This is a genomic window from Riemerella columbipharyngis (assembly GCF_900101995.1).
Taxonomy (GTDB): Bacteria; Bacteroidota; Bacteroidia; order Flavobacteriales; family Weeksellaceae; genus Riemerella; species Riemerella columbipharyngis.
Map to the genome: position 1 here is coordinate 1 of NZ_FNAS01000015.1, position 18682 is coordinate 18682.

The 18682-nt window shown below is 33.1% G+C and carries 18 protein-coding genes and 1 pseudogene; 18 read left to right on the forward strand and 1 reads right to left on the reverse strand.

Annotated features, from left to right (window positions below):
• Positions 1-1089 (forward strand): annotated as a pseudogene (locus BLS89_RS10675) (hypothetical protein); the annotation flags it as partial.
• A gap of 199 nt (positions 1090-1288) precedes the next feature.
• On the opposite strand, the gene BLS89_RS08005 reads toward BLS89_RS10675, so the two are convergent.
• Positions 1289-2293, reverse strand: a complete 1005-nt coding sequence (locus tag BLS89_RS08005) for a glycosyltransferase family 2 protein (RefSeq protein ID WP_092737304.1) — start codon at positions 2291-2293, stop codon at positions 1289-1291.
• Between the two features lie 59 nt (positions 2294-2352).
• Here BLS89_RS08005 and BLS89_RS08010 point away from each other — a divergent pair, with 59 nt between their 5' ends.
• The 17 genes from BLS89_RS08010 to BLS89_RS08085 all read left to right on the forward strand — a co-directional run bounded on the left by BLS89_RS08010 (position 2353) and on the right by BLS89_RS08085 (position 18678).
• Positions 2353-2880, forward strand: a complete 528-nt coding sequence (locus tag BLS89_RS08010) for an acyltransferase (RefSeq protein WP_092737306.1) — start codon at positions 2353-2355, stop codon at positions 2878-2880.
• A gap of 13 nt (positions 2881-2893) precedes the next feature.
• Positions 2894-3940: an N-acetylneuraminate synthase family protein gene (locus BLS89_RS08015; protein ID WP_092737308.1), complete on the forward strand. Its 1047-nt coding sequence runs from the start codon at positions 2894-2896 to the stop codon at positions 3938-3940.
• Entirely contained in the window at positions 3921-5066 is a 1146-nt protein-coding gene (gene neuC / locus BLS89_RS08020; RefSeq protein WP_092737310.1) for a UDP-N-acetylglucosamine 2-epimerase, read from the forward strand. Before BLS89_RS08015 ends, neuC begins: the two co-directional genes overlap by 20 nt.
• Entirely contained in the window at positions 5066-5728 is a 663-nt protein-coding gene (locus BLS89_RS08025) for an acylneuraminate cytidylyltransferase family protein (protein ID WP_092737312.1), read from the forward strand. The genes neuC and BLS89_RS08025 overlap by 1 nt, the downstream gene beginning before the upstream one ends.
• A gap of 1 nt (position 5729) precedes the next feature.
• Positions 5730-6794: a glycosyltransferase family 52 gene (locus tag BLS89_RS08030; RefSeq protein WP_092737314.1), complete on the forward strand. Its 1065-nt coding sequence runs from the start codon at positions 5730-5732 to the stop codon at positions 6792-6794.
• Positions 6787-7710 carry a glycosyltransferase family 2 protein gene (locus tag BLS89_RS08035; RefSeq protein WP_092737316.1) on the forward strand — a complete coding sequence of 308 codons (924 nt, stop codon included), beginning with the start codon at positions 6787-6789 and terminating at the stop codon, positions 7708-7710. The genes BLS89_RS08030 and BLS89_RS08035 overlap by 8 nt, the downstream gene beginning before the upstream one ends.
• The gene (locus BLS89_RS08040; RefSeq protein ID WP_092737318.1) at positions 7711-8871 is read left to right on the forward strand and encodes a glycosyltransferase family 4 protein; all 1161 of its coding nucleotides are present in this window, start codon (positions 7711-7713) and stop codon (positions 8869-8871) included. It abuts the gene before it with no gap.
• Positions 8864-9832 (forward strand): glycosyltransferase family 2 protein, encoded by a 969-nt coding sequence (locus BLS89_RS08045; protein ID WP_245688943.1) that lies wholly within the window; start codon positions 8864-8866, stop codon positions 9830-9832. Before BLS89_RS08040 ends, BLS89_RS08045 begins: the two co-directional genes overlap by 8 nt.
• The gene (locus tag BLS89_RS08050) at positions 9832-10854 is read left to right on the forward strand and encodes a glycosyltransferase family protein (RefSeq protein ID WP_092737322.1); all 1023 of its coding nucleotides are present in this window, start codon (positions 9832-9834) and stop codon (positions 10852-10854) included. The genes BLS89_RS08045 and BLS89_RS08050 overlap by 1 nt, the downstream gene beginning before the upstream one ends.
• Positions 10844-11908, forward strand: coding sequence for an acyltransferase family protein (locus BLS89_RS08055; RefSeq protein WP_245688950.1), 1065 nt, complete (start codon positions 10844-10846; stop codon positions 11906-11908). Before BLS89_RS08050 ends, BLS89_RS08055 begins: the two co-directional genes overlap by 11 nt.
• A 274-nt stretch (positions 11909-12182) precedes the next feature.
• Positions 12183-13034, forward strand: a complete 852-nt coding sequence (locus tag BLS89_RS08060) for a hypothetical protein (protein WP_143017751.1) — start codon at positions 12183-12185, stop codon at positions 13032-13034.
• 1 nt (position 13035) lies between these two features.
• Complete coding sequence (locus tag BLS89_RS08065) at positions 13036-14196, forward strand: glycosyltransferase (protein WP_092737326.1); 1161 nt, start codon at positions 13036-13038, stop codon at positions 14194-14196.
• Entirely contained in the window at positions 14193-15119 is a 927-nt protein-coding gene (locus tag BLS89_RS08070) for a glycosyltransferase family A protein (protein WP_092737328.1), read from the forward strand. The genes BLS89_RS08065 and BLS89_RS08070 overlap by 4 nt, the downstream gene beginning before the upstream one ends.
• 6 nt (positions 15120-15125) lie before the next feature.
• Positions 15126-16598, forward strand: a complete 1473-nt coding sequence (locus tag BLS89_RS08075; protein ID WP_092737330.1) for an MBOAT family O-acyltransferase — start codon at positions 15126-15128, stop codon at positions 16596-16598.
• 70 nt (positions 16599-16668) lie between these two features.
• Positions 16669-16914: a hypothetical protein gene (locus tag BLS89_RS11095; RefSeq protein ID WP_245688945.1), complete on the forward strand. Its 246-nt coding sequence runs from the start codon at positions 16669-16671 to the stop codon at positions 16912-16914.
• A 29-nt stretch (positions 16915-16943) separates the two neighbouring features.
• Positions 16944-17537 (forward strand): hypothetical protein, encoded by a 594-nt coding sequence (locus BLS89_RS11100; RefSeq protein ID WP_245688947.1) that lies wholly within the window; start codon positions 16944-16946, stop codon positions 17535-17537.
• Positions 17538-17565: 28 nt separating this feature from the next.
• Positions 17566-18678 carry a glycosyltransferase gene (locus tag BLS89_RS08085; protein ID WP_092737400.1) on the forward strand — a complete coding sequence of 371 codons (1113 nt, stop codon included), beginning with the start codon at positions 17566-17568 and terminating at the stop codon, positions 18676-18678.
• Positions 18679-18682 lie beyond the last annotated feature (4 nt).

An 18682-nucleotide genomic window follows, 5' to 3' on the forward strand; every position in this document is an offset into this window, starting at 1 on the left:
CCTGCCTATGCCGACAATTATGTAGTGCCGGCAGAGCATACCGAAGATGGTGTAAGCCGTGTGGTTAATCTCTCATGGCCCGAGCAAGCTTATACCGCTGAAACTAGATTCATTGTAGCAACGGTGAAATCCGTAGGCGGAGATCTGAAAGTTAAAAAATTAGACCTTAATAGCGGTGTGGGGTATGATTATCAGGGTAACCTATTAGCGCAATTTGATCTTGTAGACCGTGCCACCGTGCAGCTGAGAGCCATCTCGGGTATCCCAGACCGCTGTGCAGGGATACCTACCTCCACTTGTGTGAACTATAGAAGTGGGGCTTCAGACGAAAAAGAGCATAATTTTGTGTATGTGCCCATAACTGATTCTAAGGGACGGATATGGCTGAACAACAATTTAGGTGCCGCTTATACAGATGTAGACAACCCTACCTATTTTAACCCCAATCACCAGGCGGGAGCTTACGATAGAAGAGGAAATTTAACACAAAATCCAGATTCGTACGATCTCGATAGAGATTGGCGTGCTTATGGTTCGCTTTTTCAATGGGGGCGTAAGCCTGATGGGCATGAGCTGATTAAGTGGTCTTCTCACACTCAAGCTTCTCCTAAATACCAAGGAGCGGGAAGTTTGGCAAATTCTCCTGTAGAAGGGGCAGGGACTAATAAGTTTATCCCAGCAAATGATAGTCATGGTACTTGGGTCATTAAAGAGAATGCTTTGTATTCATTTTTCGGGCGATGGTATAATGATTCTGAGAGAAGTAATAATCCGTGTCCTGTTGGTTTCGTTCTACCAAGTTATGAACAATTTGAGAATTATTCTGATATTATTCTTCCGCGATTGACCAAAGATAGACTCTCTAATGGTCAAATACCTAATCAATGGAATTCTTATACAGGCTATTGGACAAGAAACATATGCGGATACCCTACAACGTATTATTATGATTCAGACGGAGAAATACATTATGTATGTCGCGATACTGCTACGGGTGGAGTAACATCGGTTCATGTTAGAGCTACTAAAGGTCCTTCTGCAATTGCGGCAGGTGCACCTGTACGCTGTATAAAAATTAACAGCAATTAGTTTTTTTGGAGGATATTACATAAACACCCCCTGCCACTTGGCAGGGGGTGTGGTAAGTTTGATAATGAAAGAAGAAGAGTATGCAGAATTGCGACCTTCTAATAGAAAACTTAGGAAAAAAGATTAAATTCTCTATTATAAAACCTTTGTTTAATAAAATTTAAACAGATTCTTACGTAATGTGGAAAAACTATTTTTTCTATAGTCTGTTATATCTTTTTATAAAAACTATAAAACCTAATGAAGTAGGAAGATTGTTAAGTAGAGATTTCTTCTTAATACTCCATTCGTATGTCGGAGAAAAATAGTCTAAAATACTAAGAGAAGAAAGCGTTTTATAGTTTTTATAAGATTCTTTCCATAGATTTTTGTTTTTTTGAGCTTTCCAATTCATAAGCAGAGTCATGCTCTTGAAGTTGGTAAGATACTTTAGAATTAAATTTCTGCGGGTAGGATCTTTTTCTTCTTTCAACGCTTTATCTATGTATTGTCCAATGGTAAACCAATTATCAAAATTCCGTTTCCCACGGTTATGAATGACGGATTTTTTATGAAGATAATAGTTATATGTGATTTTTTCTTTTTTAATAAAGGCTATGCTAGAAAGATGTAGTGCGGTTTGAAAACTTTGTAATTCATCTTGTGCAAATAGTCCTTTTGTAAAGTATAGTTTGTGTTTTCTTAAAAAATCAGTTCTTATCAATTTATTCCAAGAAGAGGACGGGTAATCTCCATCAATAAATGCTTTAAGTATTAAGTCGTTTCCTATTATTGATTTTTTATTTGATTTGATTTTAAAAGTGGCTAATTCCTTTTTTGTTTCTATATTTATTGTTCTTGCATTTCCTGCTACCATTTGTACGGCTTCTTTTTCAGCTCGGGCTACAAAATTGGCTATGCAGTCTGGCGTAATGGTGTCATCACTATCTAAGAAAAAAATGTACTTCCCCTGCGCTGTGTCTATTCCTTTGTTTCTTACTACAGATAACCCTAAATTTTTTTCTAAATGATAAATTCTCCAATTGCTGAGATTGTGTTTTTGAATAAAATTTTCAGCAATTTCCACCGAATTATCGGGTGTTTGGTCATTGATAAGAGTTACCTCTATATTTGAATAGCTTTGTGCCAATACAGAGTTTAAGCATTTTTCTAAGAAATCTTCACATTTGTAAATAGGGATAGATATGGTAACTAATGGTTTCAAAATTCAAAAAGTTTCTGCAAAAGTACATTTTTTTACTATTTTTGCAATAAAATAAAGGTATGCTTTTTTTGTCCAGAATAATTATTTATCTTATAAAATTACCCAATAAGATCATTTTAAAAAAGAAAAATTTTGATGAGATTAAATTTGGTGATTTTTGTAATTTTAAGTTTTATCCGAAAGCTCAAGTAGAAATCGGGAAAAGAGTTGATATTAGAAATAACTGTAGTATATTGGTTTCAAATAATGCTGTACTTTCAATAAAAGATGGTTTTTTTATGAATAATTTTTGTTCTATCAATTGTTTAGAAAAAATAATAATAGAAGAAAATGTGTTATTTGGAGAAGGTGTTAGGGTTTATGATCATAATCATCAGTACGATAGTTTTGGTGTAAAAAAACAGGATTTTAATACTGGAACTGTCAAAATTGGTAAAAATTGTTGGCTGGGGAGTAATGTTGTTGTTCTAAAAGGTGTGACTATCGGCGACAATGTTATTATAGGAGCTGGATGTACTATATATAAAGATATTCCGGCAAATAGCATCGTGATTAACAAGCAAGAATTAGTGATAAAAAATATATAAATAAAGTACAAATATGAATAATCCTTATATTGAGATATGCGGAAGAAGAATAGGAGAGGACTACCCTCCTTTGGTAATAGCCGAAATCGGAATCAATCACGAGGGATCTCTGGCTGTGGCTAAAGAGATGGTAGATGCAGCCAAACGAGCAGGCGTAGAATTTGTAAAACATCAAACTCATATTGTAGAAGATGAAATGAGTAGTGCGGCAAAATCTGTTATACCAGGCAATGCAGAGGTTTCTATATATGAAATTATGCAAAGATGTGCTCTGAATGAGGAAGAAGAAATGGAGCTTAAGGAGTATGTAGAGTCTCAAGGAATGGTGTTTATATCTACTCCGTTTTCTCGTGCGGCAGCAGAGCGATTAAAAAAAATGGATATTCCCGCTTACAAAATAGGCTCCGGAGAATGTAATAATTACCCTCTGTTAGAGCATATTGCTACATTTGGCAAACCGGTTATTCTTAGCACGGGAATGAATGATATAGAAAGCATTAGGAAAGCTGTGAAAATATTTGATTCTAAGAATGTTCCTATAGCGTTGCTTCATACAACCAATCTGTATCCTACTCCTCCGGAATTGGTCAGGCTGGGAGCTTTTGAACAACTAAAAAAAGCATTTCCTGATAAAGTCGTGGGGTTGAGTGATCATACGAAAGGTAATCTTGCTTGTTTTGGAGCTGTGGCATTAGGAGCTTCGATTCTTGAAAGACATTTTACAGATAAAATGGACAGACTGGGACCTGATATTGTCTGTAGTATGGATGAAATCGCAGCGAAAGATCTCATTGAAGGATCGGCACAAATCCAAAAAATGAGGGGAGGAGAAAAAAGAGCTGCAAAAGAGGAGCAAGTGACTATGGATTTTGCATTTGCCACAGTATGTACCATAAAATCAATAAAAAAAGGAGAGCTTTTCACCAAGGAAAATATTTGGGTGAAAAGACCTGGAACTGGTGAAATCTTGGCAGAGGAGTATAACAACATTTTAGGAAAAATAGCACTGGAAGATATTCCTGTAGATATACAAATTAGATATGAACAAGTGGGAAAATAAAAAGAAGATAGTTTTTCTTACAGGTACCAGAGCAGATTTTGGTAAAATTAAATCTCTTATAGAAGTACTCGTAGAGTCGGCAGAGTTTGAACCATATATTTTCGTTACTGGAATGCATCTGCAAGAAGAATACGGATATACTTTAGTAGAAATTGAAAGATGTGGTTTTCCTCATATAGACACATTTGATAATTTTACCCATGAGAAAACAATGGATTTGACATTAGCCAAAACCATTGACGGGTTTTCGAGGTATATAAAAATAATAAAACCCGATCTTATCGTGGTGCACGGCGATAGGGTAGAGGCTCTTGCGGGAGCCATTACGGGAGCTCTCAATAACACTCTTGTAGCACACATAGAGGGAGGAGAGGTGTCTGGTACGATAGATGAACTTATTAGACATTCTACATCAAAGATGAGCCACATCCATTTCGTGTCTAATGAAGAAGCTAAAACAAGACTCCTAAAAATGGGAGAATTAGAAGAATCTATATTTACAATAGGCTCTCCCGATTTGGATGTAATGTTCTCTGATTTACCATCTTTGGATTTGGTGAAAAAATATTACAATATAGATTTTGATAATTATGGAATATTGATGTTTCACCCTGTTACGACAGATTATGCAAACATTCAAGATCATGCCAAAGTTATTGTAGATGCATTGTTAGAAAGTCAAAAAAAATATATTGTAATTTATCCTAATAATGATTTGGGGAGTAAACTTATACTAAATGAATATGAGAGACTGAAAGGCAATGCCAATTTCAAAATTTATCCTTCATTGAGATTTGAATATTTTTTAACTTTACTTAAGAATGCAGATTTCATCATAGGTAACAGCAGTGCGGGAATTCGTGAGGCACCGTGCTATGGGGTACATTCCATCAATATAGGAGATAGGCAAATGAATAGAAGTAGTAATGAAGCCATACATAATGTTCCTTATTCAAAAGAACATATACACAAAGCCTTGAATGATATTCCGAAAAAAGCAGACGCTGCTATTGCTTCAAATATGGAGTTCGGAGAGGGAAACAGTAAAAACAAGTTCTTTGAAATTCTTTCTCAAACTGATATTTGGGAACTTTCTTGCCAAAAACAATTTAGAGATAATTTTTAATGAAAAAAATAGCTATAATACCGGCGAGAGGAGGCTCAAAAAGACTGCCGGGGAAGAATGTTAAGAAACTGGGAGAAATTCCCTTGCTGGCACACAGCATCTTGTATGCTCAGAATTCTAAGGAAATAGACAGGGTATTGGTCTCTACGGATTCTGATGAAATTAAACATACGGCAGAAAAGTGGAATGCAGAAGTTATTGACAGGCCGGAGGAACTGGCAGGAGATTATACGCCTACGGTAGAAGTATTGAAACATGTATTGATGCAGATTGAGATAGAAAACTCTGATTATGTTATAACATTACAGCCAACAAACCCATTAAGGCCCGCAGGATTATTAGAAGAGGCATTGGCAATTTTTCGGGAAAAACATCTTGACAGTCTTTTTACGGTTTCGGAGAATCGTCATAAATTAGGTAAAATCATTAACGATAGGTTTCAGCCGTTTAATTATGCGTTCGGGCAGAGAAGCCAGGATATGGAAAAATTGTATTACGAAAACGGATTGCTGTATATAACGCGTGCGGATGTAGTTTTAGATGGGAATATTATTACAGAAAATGCATATCCTATGACGGTGTCTCATCCTTTTGCCTTGGTGGATATAGACACACAAGAGGATTTTGATTATGCCTCGTATTTGTTGAACAAGCAAAATTAGTATGATGAAGAAAGAATATAAAAATACTTATATAGGTGCTACGGTTTATACTTATTTACTTTTTCTATTGTATGTGAAGGATGAGGACATCGATAAGTGTTTCTATTTTTTAACCAAGGATTTTAATAAAGAGTTATTAGATAAAATAGGTGAAGACGGTCTGGTTATAAATACTTACACCTCTTCCATTACTTTATTTGAAAATAAATCTGTTTTTAGAATTATTAACCGTTATTACAATAGGCTAAGAAATGTTCTTATATGGAATAAAAGCAGATTTTTTTATAAAAAACATTATCCGTTTGTAAAAGATACAAGAATATTTACTCATATGCCTCCGGGGCATTTCTTGATAACAGCCATTGTAGACACAAACGACTACACACTTATTGAGGACGGATTAGCAAATCATATTCAGCAGGAGAAACAAAATAAAGAAACTGCAGAAAAGAAAAAAGAAAATATTTTTGAAATAGCAATAGAGCTATTTTTTCTACGGATAGAAAAATACAAAGGTATAGCATCAAAGAGACTGGCAAAAAAAATATTTACAAGGAATGATCATAACGATCCCAAAGTAGAAGTTGTTTCGTTACAAGCATTGTGGGACAATTCTTCCGAAAGGAAAAAGAATTTTATTTTAGATCGGTTTTGTTTTAGACGAGATTTAATTGACGGTTTGCAAAAAAGAAGTGTTATTGTTCTTACCCAGCCTTTTTATGAAGATTCCTGGGTCGAGGAGATCCATACAGAGGAGCAAAAAATAGATTTATACAGAGCTGCAATAGAAAAAGAAGGAGAAAGCAATGTGATAATAAAAACACACCCTCGCGAGAAGACGGATTACAAAAAGTATTTCCCGGATGCGGTGGTTGTCAGCCAGCCGATTCCTTTTGAATTATTAGAATTAAATGGTTTGAGGCTTAAAAAAGCATATACCATAAGCTCTACTGCCGCCTTAAACATCAACACTCCCGATTGTGAAATTATTCAGATAGAAACGGGAAAAAATCTTATAGGGGAAATAGATTTTAAAAGAATTTGTAAAAATAAAAAGAATGGGTAAGTGTCCTTTAGTATCTATCATTGTTCCAGCATATAATGTAGAGAATTATATAGAGGAAGCGTTGCAGTCTGTTTTGTCTCAGACATATCAGAATTGGGAATGTATTATTATAAATGATGGTTCTACGGATAATACCTTAAACATTATTAAAAAATGGAAAGAAAAAGATTCTAGATTTCGTATTTATGAACAAGAAAATCAAGGGATTATTAAAACCAGAAATCGAGGGATAGACTTAGCAAAAGGGGAATTAGTTGCATTTCTTGACAGTGATGATGTTTGGCTGCCTTGTCATTTAGAGCATAATATTAATAATCTATACGAGAATAATGCAGATTTCGCATATTCAAGGTCATTTCTTATAAAAAATAATATTTATACAAATGATATTGCCAGACCATTAATATCTTGCCAAGAAGGAAAATTGGATAAGAAATTTATTCCTCATATGCTTTTTCATAATGAAATAGATACACCGGCAGTGGTATGCAAAAAACAGGCTTTGGTAGAGTGTAGCAAGTTTTCTTTTGACAAGAATGCGGAAGATTTGCATCTGTGGCTGAAATTGTTGTTTGCAGGGGTTCGTTTTTATAGTTCTAACAAACATACAATTTATGTCAGAATTAGAGAAGGGTCTCTGTCTAATACAGATAGAAACTGTACCAGAGATGTATTGGAGGTGGTTTTTAGTTTTAAAAGAGAAATACAGAATTTAGGGATAAATTATAACTATTACTTTAGGTTATGGGCTAGAAGATATTTTTTGTTAAAACCAACGAAAAAGCACTATATAGAGGCTATAAATTATATAAACTCTATTAGTAGTGATTATTTCTCTGTACTTAGGCGAATTTCTAAATATTTTCCTGAGAGTCTTTTGAAATTGATAGTGTTACAATTACTCAAATTGAAATAAATGAATATTGTATATTTTATACCACATCTAAGATTATCATCCGGTATGGAGAGAGTGCTTAGTATTAAAGCAAATTATTTAGCAGAAAAAAATAATGTTACTATACTAACATATAGACAATATGGGGCTCCGGTATTCTTTCAATTCAGCCCTAAGGTCAAGATGGTTCATTTAGATATAGAAGATCCTACATTTACCCTCAAAGAATATGGTTTTTTCAGGAGAAAGAAAATTTATAGAAGTTTTATAAAAGAGTATAAAAGCAGGGTAGAACAATTTTTGAAAGAAAATCCTCAAGATATTTCTATATCTATGGGATTAGGGATAGAGTATACATTTCTTCCACAGATAAAAGACAAAAGTAAAAAAATTATAGAATATCATTTTAATTTTAATACAACTTCGTTTTCATGCTTAAAAGAAAAAATTAGCATTAAAAATCTTAAAGCGAAATATAATATCTATAAATTACAAAAAGTAGTCAATAAATTTGACAGAATCGTAGTTCTTACAAAAGAAGATGCCGAAGAATGGAAAAGATATTTCGATAAAGTATCTTATATCGGAAACCCTATTACGATTGAATCTATCAAAGAAAAACCACAATTGGTAAATAAAAAAGCTATAGCAGTAGGCCGGCTTGCTTATCAAAAAGGCTTTGATTATTTAATAGATGCTTGGAAAATAGTTGCACAGGAATATCCAGATTGGCATTTAGATATTTATGGAGATGGAGAGCTAAAGGAGGATTTGCAAGCACAGATTAAGGCTTGTAACTTGGAAGAAATAATAACGATACATCCTCCGACTAAAGAAATAGAAAAGGAATATCACGATCATTCTATTTTTATATTATCATCAAGGTTTGAGGGCTTTGTTTTAGCTCTTATAGAGGCCATGGCAAGTGGATTACCTTGTGTTTCGTTTAATTGTAAGCATGGGCCTAAACAAATGATAAATGACGGAGAAAATGGTTTTTTAGCAGAAGTGGGAGATGTTTATCAATTAGCAGAAAAAATAAAAAAGTTGATTGGAGATTCTGAATTGAGAAATAATTTTTCTATTGAAGCCATAAAATCAGCACAAAGATTTAGTTTAGAAACAATAATGAAGCAATGGGAAAATTTGTTTTTATCACTCAGAAATAATAATAATGTGTAAAGTATCAGTCATAATGTCCGTATATAATGCGGAGAAATACCTCAGTCAGGCGGTAGAATCTATTGTAAGACAGGTATTTGAGGATTTTGAATTTATTATAATAGATGATTGCTCTACTGATAAGTCTTATGAAATCATAAGACATTATGTAGATGTGGATAAAAGAATTAAAGTTCTACGAAAGCAAGAAAACAAAGGCTCTAAGGGATTTGTAGAAAATTTGAATTGGGGGTTGAAGGAGGCAAAGGGGCAATATGTGGCTCGTATGGATGCAGATGATATCAGTCATCCTGAAAGATTGGAAAAGCAAGTACAGTTTTTAGATGCTTATTCTGATGTTTTTATGGTGGGGAGTTCTATTAATTTTATAGATGAAAAGGATAATTTTATTAAAGTATTGGAGGCTCCGGAAAGAGATGAAGCGATAAAGCAAAAAATGCCTAAATCTATATCGATGTATCATCCGGTAATTATGTTTCGTAATAATGCAGAGGTAAGGTACAGAGATAAAATTTACTATTGTGAAGATTATGATTTGTATCTGAGATTGATGATAGAGGGCAAAAAATTTTATAATTTCACTACACCATTGCTGGATTATAGGATTTTAGAAACATCTATATCAAGAAAAGACGGAAAGTTTTTTAGAACTCTTTTTGTGGAAAAAACAAAACAGTTTTATAGAGAGTCTTTAAAATACGGAAAAGATTCTTATGAAGAGTTTCATCCTGAATATTTATTACATATACTGGATTCTGAAAAAAATGAAAGTGAAAAAGAGCTGAAATTTGCACTTAATGTTGCAACCAAGCATAGATATAAAAAAGAACTTTCTATTCTTATGAATCAATATAAATCACAATACGGAAATAAAATTGATGTGATTTTATTAAATATTATGAACTCATTTCCTATGGTTATTCCTAAATTTTATTATAAATTTTTGAAAAAATCTTTTTAATGGCTGTTGATATCTTTATAAAATCGTTTAATAGAGTTTATTACTTAGACCGAGCTATATATAGTGTCAAACAAAATCTCACGGGGGATTATAAAATTATCGTCTTAGACGATGGTACCCCCAAAAAGTATCTTGACAAGATTAAAGAAAAATACCCTGAGATAGAAATAAAAACATCTAAAAATTATAAGAACAAAATAATGTCTATAGAAGAAAATATTATTTCTGGGAAAGATATAGACGGTTTTAGCATCCCTACGGATTTGTGGTATAATGCTGTGAAGAATGGTTCCGAATACTGCATCGTTACGGAGGATGATGTTTGGTTTGGCTCACACATAAACATAGATGAAACAGTAGCAAGGTGTAAAGAGCTTAAGATTAATTTACTTAAATTGGGCTGGCTGGGAAATGTAGAAGATGACAAGTATTTTGATATTAGTGAGATATCAAAAGATATAGAAAATATAGTTCCGAAAAAAATGTTTTTAGGCTCTAAAGCATTGATGGATTTGTTTTTTTACAATAAATACAAGTTTTTTACCATAGGCTATAAGTTAGGATTCTTTGATAATTATACTAAGAGAAAATACTGGGGGCTTAATTCTATTTTAATGGGACTTTGGAAAAGAGAATACTGGCTGGAGGTATGGAAAGATGCTAAAGGTAAGGTAGATGAGAAACAGCAGCTTAGAAATGCTGCAGCGTATTATAACAAAAATAAGAGAAACGCCAATTTCGCAGCACGGCTAAAAAACGAAGCGATGCGTACTACTTTTCAGAGTTCGGCTACCAATTCTTACCATAAATATGGATATTTATTTGATGTCAATTATTGCAATCATTTGCTTAATGAGGCTTGGTATGATGGCAAATTTGATATAACGCAGAATTTTCCTAAAGATTTTGAAATAGAATATTTGGAGTCTTTTTTTGATGAAAAGATTGATGTAAAGGAATTTAGAAAGTGGGTAAGTCATTTTAAAGAACAATATAGAAATTTAGGTTGTGATGTTGAATAATTCTTCTAAAAAAAAAATTTTTCCTGCGTTGACTGGCTACAGGGCTATTGCAGCGTGGATTATTTTTATATATCATTTTTTCCCATTTAAAAATATACATCATAATTATCCAAAATGGATAGCTGATATTATTTGGGAATTCCATATAGGAGTGGATATGTTCTTTGTATTGAGTGGTTTTTTGATTGCTTATCGCTATTTTGGCACTTCTATTGACTTTAAAAAATATATGACGAATAGGTTTGCGAGAATCTATCCTATGTATTTTATTATTACAGTTTTAGTATTTGTTGTAATATATTTGAAACAAGGTGTATGGACAGATACGAATACTTTGGAAGCTATTTTTAGTTTTACAATGACTAAGGCATTATTCTCGGATTTTTTTATGTCGGGTATATCGCAAGGCTGGACGCTTACTTTAGAAGAACTTTTCTACCTTACAGCACCTCTTTATTTTATACTCATTAGAAAAAAGACTTATTGGCTTTGTGTTTTGCCTATTATTATATTTTTATTTGGTTCAGTCTTAACTGGTTTAAGCCTACATTTCGATTACTTAGGGGGATTTATGAGGAATAATATATCTGTGTACATAATAGAATTTTTTGCAGGTATAGCATTAGCTCTTTTTATCAAGAAAAAACCTGTTTCTGTTAAAATGCCTATCAAAATTACTTATATAGGACTATTTTTTATAGGAGTATATCTCTGTATAATGAAATATCTTTACCCTATATTCGAATTAAATTCGGGTTTAGGGCGTTTTATTTCTATTGGCCTTCTTTCTTTTTTAGGTATTGCTCCGTTGATATGGGGGCTTATTTTTGAAGACACTTGGATACAAAGAATGTTATCCTCTAAAATTATGGTGCTTCTTGGTAAAAGCTCATATGTATTCTATCTTATTCATAAAGGATTTGTCTCTATTTTTATTGATGAATATGTTTGGAGTAATAAATTGTTTTTATTTGTTGCTTTAAATGTAATATCTATTCTATTATTCAAATACATAGAGGAGCCTGTTAATTTATACATTAAAAAAGTAAAATGAAGAGATCAAGATATTGTTATATAGTAAATTTGGGTTTGAATATATGTTTTATATTAGTTTTTTTATCTAGTATTCTACATTTTTTCAATAAAGGATTGACTTGGAGTTATCCTGAATTTTTTATTTCATATAAATATACATTCATTAGACGAGGATTAGTTGGTTCTATATTGTTGATTTTTAGTAATTTATTTGCAAGGGGGGGATAGAAATGTTTTTGAATAATGTAATTTCTATACTGATGATAATTAATTTAAGCCTTATTCTAACAATTATGATATGGAAAAAACTTCCTTTGTATATACTTATGGCAAGCTTTCTGGTTTTGAATATTTATGCTCAGCATATTGCATTTAGATTAGATTTATTGATGATACCACTATTGTTTTTACAGTTTTTTATCTTGAAAAAAAATAATTTGAAATTAATATTAAAAATAATATTTACATTGATATTCCTTATCATCGGAATTTTAATTCATGAAGTTTATTTTTTGATAGCTTCATTTCCATTGTTTTATATTCTATATTTCAAATTAGGAAGAAATAGATGGATGTATTGTACAGTTGTTTTTTTACCTTCACTGGTTGTTTTCTTACTGATGGTAATCCTATTTAAAGGAAATGTTTCAAGTGCTGACAATATAATACTATCTTGGGAAAGATTAGGGGTTAATCCGAAACATTTAAGTTATCTAAGATGGTTATTTTCATTAAAAGGACCTATATATATCATATATAATGTAGCATTTGTAAAAAATAAATTTTATTTGGTAGGATTTTTATTAAACTATATTTTAGTATGCTTATGTTTTTATTTATATATTAAGCAATGTTTTTTTGTTAATAAAAGAAATACAATTTTTATTTTAGGGAATTTTAGTATGATATTAATTCTTTGCTGTATTGCTACAGATTTTGTAAGATGGTATTATATGGTCTTTTTGGTAATTTTATTTTATTTCGTTCTGTTTGAAAAAAGAAAATCTTTCTTTATCAATAAAAAATATTTAATATTGAAAATATTTGTGTTGTTTTTGGGGCTTCCTATGTATGGCTGGACATTTACACATTTTTATTGGACCTCTCCGATAAAATATATTATTGAATTAAAAAAATATTTTTGATATGTCTGATACAAAAAAAATAAAAGTATTATTCCGTCTTCGTTCTTTGGAGATGGGGGGAGTTCCTCGTGTCGTATTGGATTTGTTGCGGAATTTGCCTAAGGATAAGTTTGAACTGACGCTTATGCTCAACCTCTATCAAGGAGAATTAGTCTCCGAGATTCCGGAAGATATCAAAGTCATCAAAATTGAAAAAGGTAGGGAACAAATGTCCAAAAATCCTTTTATCCAAAAATTACAATTAGGTATTAGGCGTTTGAAGTTGGAGATTTACGATAGATTCCCCTCGTTGCTCTATGCATTAAAGGTTAAGGAAGATTTTGATATAGAGATTGCTCCGGGCTATGCGGAATTCAAAATGGTATTGGGATCTCCCAATAAAAAATCTAAAAAAATAGGCTGGTTTCATACCGATGTGAGCTATGATAAGAATCAAAAGCGTGTAAATGAGCGTATCGAGCTAATGAAGCAGTTTGATTGGATGATTTTTGGTGCTAAGCAAACTCGGCAAGTAATAGAAGATTTATATGGGATTACTTATCCTAAAAGTTCTGTTATCTATAATGTTATTAAAATAAACGAAGCCCGTCAAAAAGCAAAAGCCTTTGATGCAAGTTTCCCTGCCGTGAGACCTTGTTTCTCCTCTATGGGAAGGTTGCACAGCAGGAAAGGCTATCATACATTGATGAATGTCCACAAGAGGCTTTTAGACTCGGGGCATCATCATAGTATATTTGTAATAGGAGGCGGAAGCGAAATGGAAAACCTCAAAAATCAAGCTAAAGAGTTGGGGGTAGAAGACACATTTTTGCTTTTGGGAACACAGAAAAATCCTTGGCCGTATATTTTAGCGTCTGATTATTTTGTTTTACCTTCGCAATCAGAGAGCTATCCGCTTACCATAGGAGAGGTGATGGCTCTTGGCAAACCTATTATTTCTACCAATGTAGGTGGTATCCCCGAAATGATAGAAGACGGCGTAGATGGTGTTTTGGTTAATTATGACGAAAACGAGCTCTACGATGCAATGAAATGTTTTCTTACAGACGAAAACTTTGTAGAGAAAATAAAGGCAGGAACAAAAAATGTAGATGAGAAATTTGATGAAAAGCGAATTTATCAGCAAATAATAGCAGTCTTGGAAAATGTATTAAAAAAATGAATGCACAAGAAACCCCGAAAATAACCATTATCACCCCGACATACAATAGGGCACATACATTGCCACGGGTTTTTGAATCTCTTAAAAAACAAACTTTCAGAGACTTTAAGTGGCTCATTATGGACGATGGCTCCACAGACGATACCGCATCTCTTGTAGAGGTGTTTAGGGAAAATTCGTCTTTTGAGATAGAGTATTATTCTCAGTCCAACAGACATAAATTTCTGACTGTTTTAGATGGCATCAAAAAAGTAGTTTCTAAATATCATATGGTAGTAGATTCAGATGATGCCTATCCGGACGACTCTTTGGAGGTTTTGTACAATGAAGCGGAGCAAATTAAAAATCAAGATGATTATATCGCAGTGATGGGGCTCTCGGCAGATGAAGAAGGCAATATAGTGGGCGACCGATATCCCAATGACGGATTTGATGGAAGTATTTTGGAGATGCGTTACAAATACAAGGTCAGAGGTGATAAATTTGGGATATTCATTACCTCATCTTATCATAAACAAATAGAAGGGAAAGACTATAGCCTCTACGAAGGGAAAGGATATATTCCTCAGAGCGTTATTTTCAATGAGTATGATGCCAAAGGTATAAAAACAAGGTTTGTAAATAAAGTGGTGAGATATTATCTAATGGATACGGAGGACGCAGAATCAGTATCCAATACACGCTGGACGGGCAAAAATATCTTTGGATTGATGGAAGGACATCTTTCCTTTTTGAATTCGTACAGGAAAAAATTATTAGGTTACCCCAAAGCATTGTTGAGGAATATTATTGGGTTTCAGTATTATGCACTGAAGAACAAAATATCGTTTTCAAAAATAATAATATCCCCTAAAGATGGAGTGATAAGACTTTTGGGTATGCTGTTGTTTCCATTTAGTTTTTTATATAATAAGATAAAATAGGATATTATGCTATTTAATTCTATCAGTTTTTTAATATTCCTGCCCATAGTATTTACCTTATATTGGATTTTGAATAAAAACTATAAGTGGCAAAATATATTATTATTGTTGTCCAGTTATTATTTTTATATGTGCTGGGATTGGCGTTTTGGTTTCTTGCTATTATTTTCCACATTGTTGGATTATTTTACGGGGCTCAAAATGGCTAATTCTAAGAATGATAAACTACGAAAATTTTGGCTAACTTTAAGTATTGTTATCAATCTTGGATTTTTGGGATTCTTTAAGTACTATAATTTTTTTGTAGAATCTTTTACGGATTTTTTCAAAGGCTTTGGACTTAATATGGATCCTTGGGTACTGCATATTGTATTACCGGTAGGTATTTCATTTTATACATTTCACGGATTATCTTATGTAATAGATATTTATAAACGAAAAATTCCTGCAGAATACAATTTTGTAGATTATGCAGTGTTTGTATCTTTTTTTCCGCTTTTAGTGGCGGGACCAATAGAGAGGGCTACGCATTTATTGCCTCAGATACAAAGGAAAAGGATTTTTAATTATGACCAAGCGGTAGATGGTATGCGCCAGATTTTATGGGGCTTTTTCAAAAAAGTTGTTATAGCGGACAATTGTGCCACCTTTGCTAACCATGTTTTTGCTAATGCAGACCATTCTTCCGGAAGTACACTTTTTTTAGGAGCTGTATTTTTTACATTTCAGATATACGGAGATTTCTCGGGATATTCGGATATTGCACTTGGTGTGGCACGATTGTTCGGAATAGAATTGCTGAAGAATTTTGCTTATCCATACTTCTCTCGTGATGTAGCAGAATTTTGGCGTCGTTGGCATATCTCTTTATCCACTTGGTTTCGTGACTACCTCTATATACCATTGGGAGGGAGCAAGGGAGGAACGTGGATGAGGATAAGGAATACTTTCATTATTTTTGTGGTAAGCGGTTTTTGGCACGGAGCTAACTGGACATTCATCATGTGGGGGGTCCTTAATGCTTTGTTTATAATGCCTTCTATTATACTGAAAACCAATCGGAAAAATATGGAGGTGGTAGCACTCAATAGATTGATTCCTTCTTATAAAGATGCTTTACAGATTTTTACCACTTTTTTACTGACAGTTTTGGCATGGATATTTTTTAGAGCCCAGAGTATAAGTAAAGCGTTTGCGTATATAAAAGGTATTTTTACAAAAAGCTTTTTTACTTTTCCTGATTTTAATAAGGAGGCATTGGGCGTCTTGATTATTATAGCGTTTTTTATGTCTGTGGAATGGATGGGAAAGGATTATAATTATGCATTGGAAAATCTATTAATTCCTCATCAAAATACTTCAGCTAAGAGAGCAAGATTTCTATCAATAGCAAGATGGGTATTTTATGCATTTATCATAATGCTGATAGGATTATTTATTCAGACGAAAGAGACACCGTTTATATACTTTCAATTTTAGATAGATGAAACGATTTATAAGAAACTGTATTATATTTTCAATATTTGCTGTTTTATTTTATATTATAGTGATGCCTTTGTGGGCTTATGTAATGCCTAAGTATTTGGCAAAAAATGTTAGAAATTGCGTAGGATGTTATGGACATTTATTATCAAGGGTGAGGGATGCAGAAAAAGTAAAGAATCCGGATATTCTTTTTTTAGGTTCCTCTCATTCTTACAGAGGATTTGATACAAGAGTTTTTGCTAAGCATCACATTCGAGCGTTTAATTTAGGTTCAGTCGTCAGACGCCTATCAATACGCAGGTTTTACTGAAACAATATTTAGATGAAATTAAACCTAAAATGATTGTTTATGAAGTTTATACTGGGACTCTTACTGACAATGGGGTAGAGTCTTCTTTGGATATGCTTAGTAATTCTTATGTGGATAAAAATTCTTTTGAAATGGCATATAGAATTAACGATTGGCTTACTTATAATACGCTTTTGTATGGGTTTTTTCGTACGATGATAGGGGCAAACAGAAGTTTTCATGAACCGGTAGACCAAGATGGGAACCACTATATAACGGGAGGAGGCTATGTGGAAAGCGATTTTAGAAAAAACCCTTTAAAAGATGAGCCTGTAGGAATCTGGAAGTTAACCCCCAAGCAGGTAAAAGCTCTAAAAGAAAATATTGCGTTTATCAAAAAAAGAAAAATTCCTTATATTCTTGTACAAGCACCTATTACTCAGAAACTGTATTCAGCAAGAACCAATAATAAACAAGTAGACAGTTTGCTTTTTCATCTGGGAATATATAAAAATTTCTACGGAAGCATTCCTCTGAATGATACAGTAGATTTCTATGATAGCGACCATATGAATCAAGATGCAGTAGTTAAGTTTAATGAAGAATTTATTAGATATTTAAAATCTGTAAAAATTGAAAAATAAAAAGAAAATCCTTATCAGAATAGGCTCTATGCGGCACGGAGGAGCAGAGAAGGTGCTGGTTACTTTTCTAAAGAATTTACCGGAGGATAAGTACGAGATAGACTTACTGCTCAACCTCTATTCCGGTAAATACTTGCCGGAGATCCCCTCTTGGGTCAATGTTCTCTATCTCAATAGAGGGGAGATGATTACTACCAACCGCCCTCAGGACATTCCTAAAAAAGCATTTAGAGTGATTTATCAGGGACTGCTCAAGAGATTTCCATCTCTGCTCTATAAGTTTATTCTTAAAAATAAAAAATACGATATAGAGTTTGCAGCTATACACGGTTTTAGAGATGAGATTCTTGATTCTCCGCTTCGTAGTTCTAAAAAAATAATTTGGATACACAATGATTTGAGAAAGACAGAATTTCATAATTATACGGATGATGAGATTTGTAGGTTTTTTGGGTTTGATAAAATTTTAGTTATTTCGGAGTATATTCAGAAAGATTTTGAGAACTTGGCGAAAACTAATAAGGAACGACAAAAAATAGTAAGAATTTATAATCCGTTAGATACCAGAGATATTCTTTGTAAAAGTTTGCAGCCTGTTGATATAGAGACGGTTGGTTTGCCTATTTTTCTCTCTGTGGGGACTGTTTTTCCACAAAAAGGTTTTGATAGACTACTCAAAGTCCATAAAAGATTATTAGATGAAGGCTGTTTTCATCGGATTCTGATTGCAGGAGACGGTTATGATTTTGAAAACCTCAAGAAGCTGAGATCAGAGCTGGGGATAGAGAATACTGTAGAGCTGTTAGGATTTACGGATAATCCTTATCCTTATTTTAAGGCTGCCGATTTTTATGTTCTGAGTTCTCGATACGAAGGCTATCCTACGGTATTATTCGAAGCGGTTACGCTGCAAAAAAACATTATCGCAACAGAGGTTTCCGGAGTTAGAGAGATGCTTCTGGAGGGAGAATTGGGGCTTATTGTGGAAAACTCCGAGGAAGGCATTTACCAAGGAATGAAAAAAGCACTTGCTTCTCCTCAGCTTTTTGAGGCTTATCAATCCCGGCTAAAAAATTATGAGATGCCTTTTAATTTAGATAATTCGGTAAAAAGCATTATGAACATTATCGATGAACTTTAATTCT

Bases quoted from the DNA above. Each gene is read 5' to 3' on its own strand.
- BLS89_RS08010 (WP_092737306.1), top strand. From the start codon at position 2,353: ATGCTTTTTTTGTCCAGAATAATTATTTATCTTATAAAATTACCCAAT.
- BLS89_RS08015 (WP_092737308.1), top strand. From the start codon at position 2,894: ATGAATAATCCTTATATTGAGATATGCGGAAGAAGAATAGGAGAGGAC.
- neuC (WP_092737310.1), top strand. From the start codon at position 3,921: ATGAACAAGTGGGAAAATAAAAAGAAGATAGTTTTTCTTACAGGTACC.
- BLS89_RS08025 (WP_092737312.1), top strand. From the start codon at position 5,066: ATGAAAAAAATAGCTATAATACCGGCGAGAGGAGGCTCAAAAAGACTG.
- BLS89_RS08030 (WP_092737314.1), top strand. From the start codon at position 5,730: ATGATGAAGAAAGAATATAAAAATACTTATATAGGTGCTACGGTTTAT.
- BLS89_RS08035 (WP_092737316.1), top strand. From the start codon at position 6,787: ATGGGTAAGTGTCCTTTAGTATCTATCATTGTTCCAGCATATAATGTA.
- BLS89_RS08040 (WP_092737318.1), top strand. From the start codon at position 7,711: ATGAATATTGTATATTTTATACCACATCTAAGATTATCATCCGGTATG.
- BLS89_RS08045 (WP_245688943.1), top strand. From the start codon at position 8,864: ATGTGTAAAGTATCAGTCATAATGTCCGTATATAATGCGGAGAAATAC.
- BLS89_RS08050 (WP_092737322.1), top strand. From the start codon at position 9,832: ATGGCTGTTGATATCTTTATAAAATCGTTTAATAGAGTTTATTACTTA.
- BLS89_RS08055 (WP_245688950.1), top strand. From the start codon at position 10,844: ATGTTGAATAATTCTTCTAAAAAAAAAATTTTTCCTGCGTTGACTGGC.
- BLS89_RS08060 (WP_143017751.1), top strand. From the start codon at position 12,183: ATGATATGGAAAAAACTTCCTTTGTATATACTTATGGCAAGCTTTCTG.
- BLS89_RS08065 (WP_092737326.1), top strand. From the start codon at position 13,036: ATGTCTGATACAAAAAAAATAAAAGTATTATTCCGTCTTCGTTCTTTG.
- BLS89_RS08070 (WP_092737328.1), top strand. From the start codon at position 14,193: ATGAATGCACAAGAAACCCCGAAAATAACCATTATCACCCCGACATAC.
- BLS89_RS08075 (WP_092737330.1), top strand. From the start codon at position 15,126: ATGCTATTTAATTCTATCAGTTTTTTAATATTCCTGCCCATAGTATTT.
- BLS89_RS11095 (WP_245688945.1), top strand. From the start codon at position 16,669: ATGCCTTTGTGGGCTTATGTAATGCCTAAGTATTTGGCAAAAAATGTT.
- BLS89_RS11100 (WP_245688947.1), top strand. From the start codon at position 16,944: ATGATTGTTTATGAAGTTTATACTGGGACTCTTACTGACAATGGGGTA.
- BLS89_RS08085 (WP_092737400.1), top strand. From the start codon at position 17,566: ATGCGGCACGGAGGAGCAGAGAAGGTGCTGGTTACTTTTCTAAAGAAT.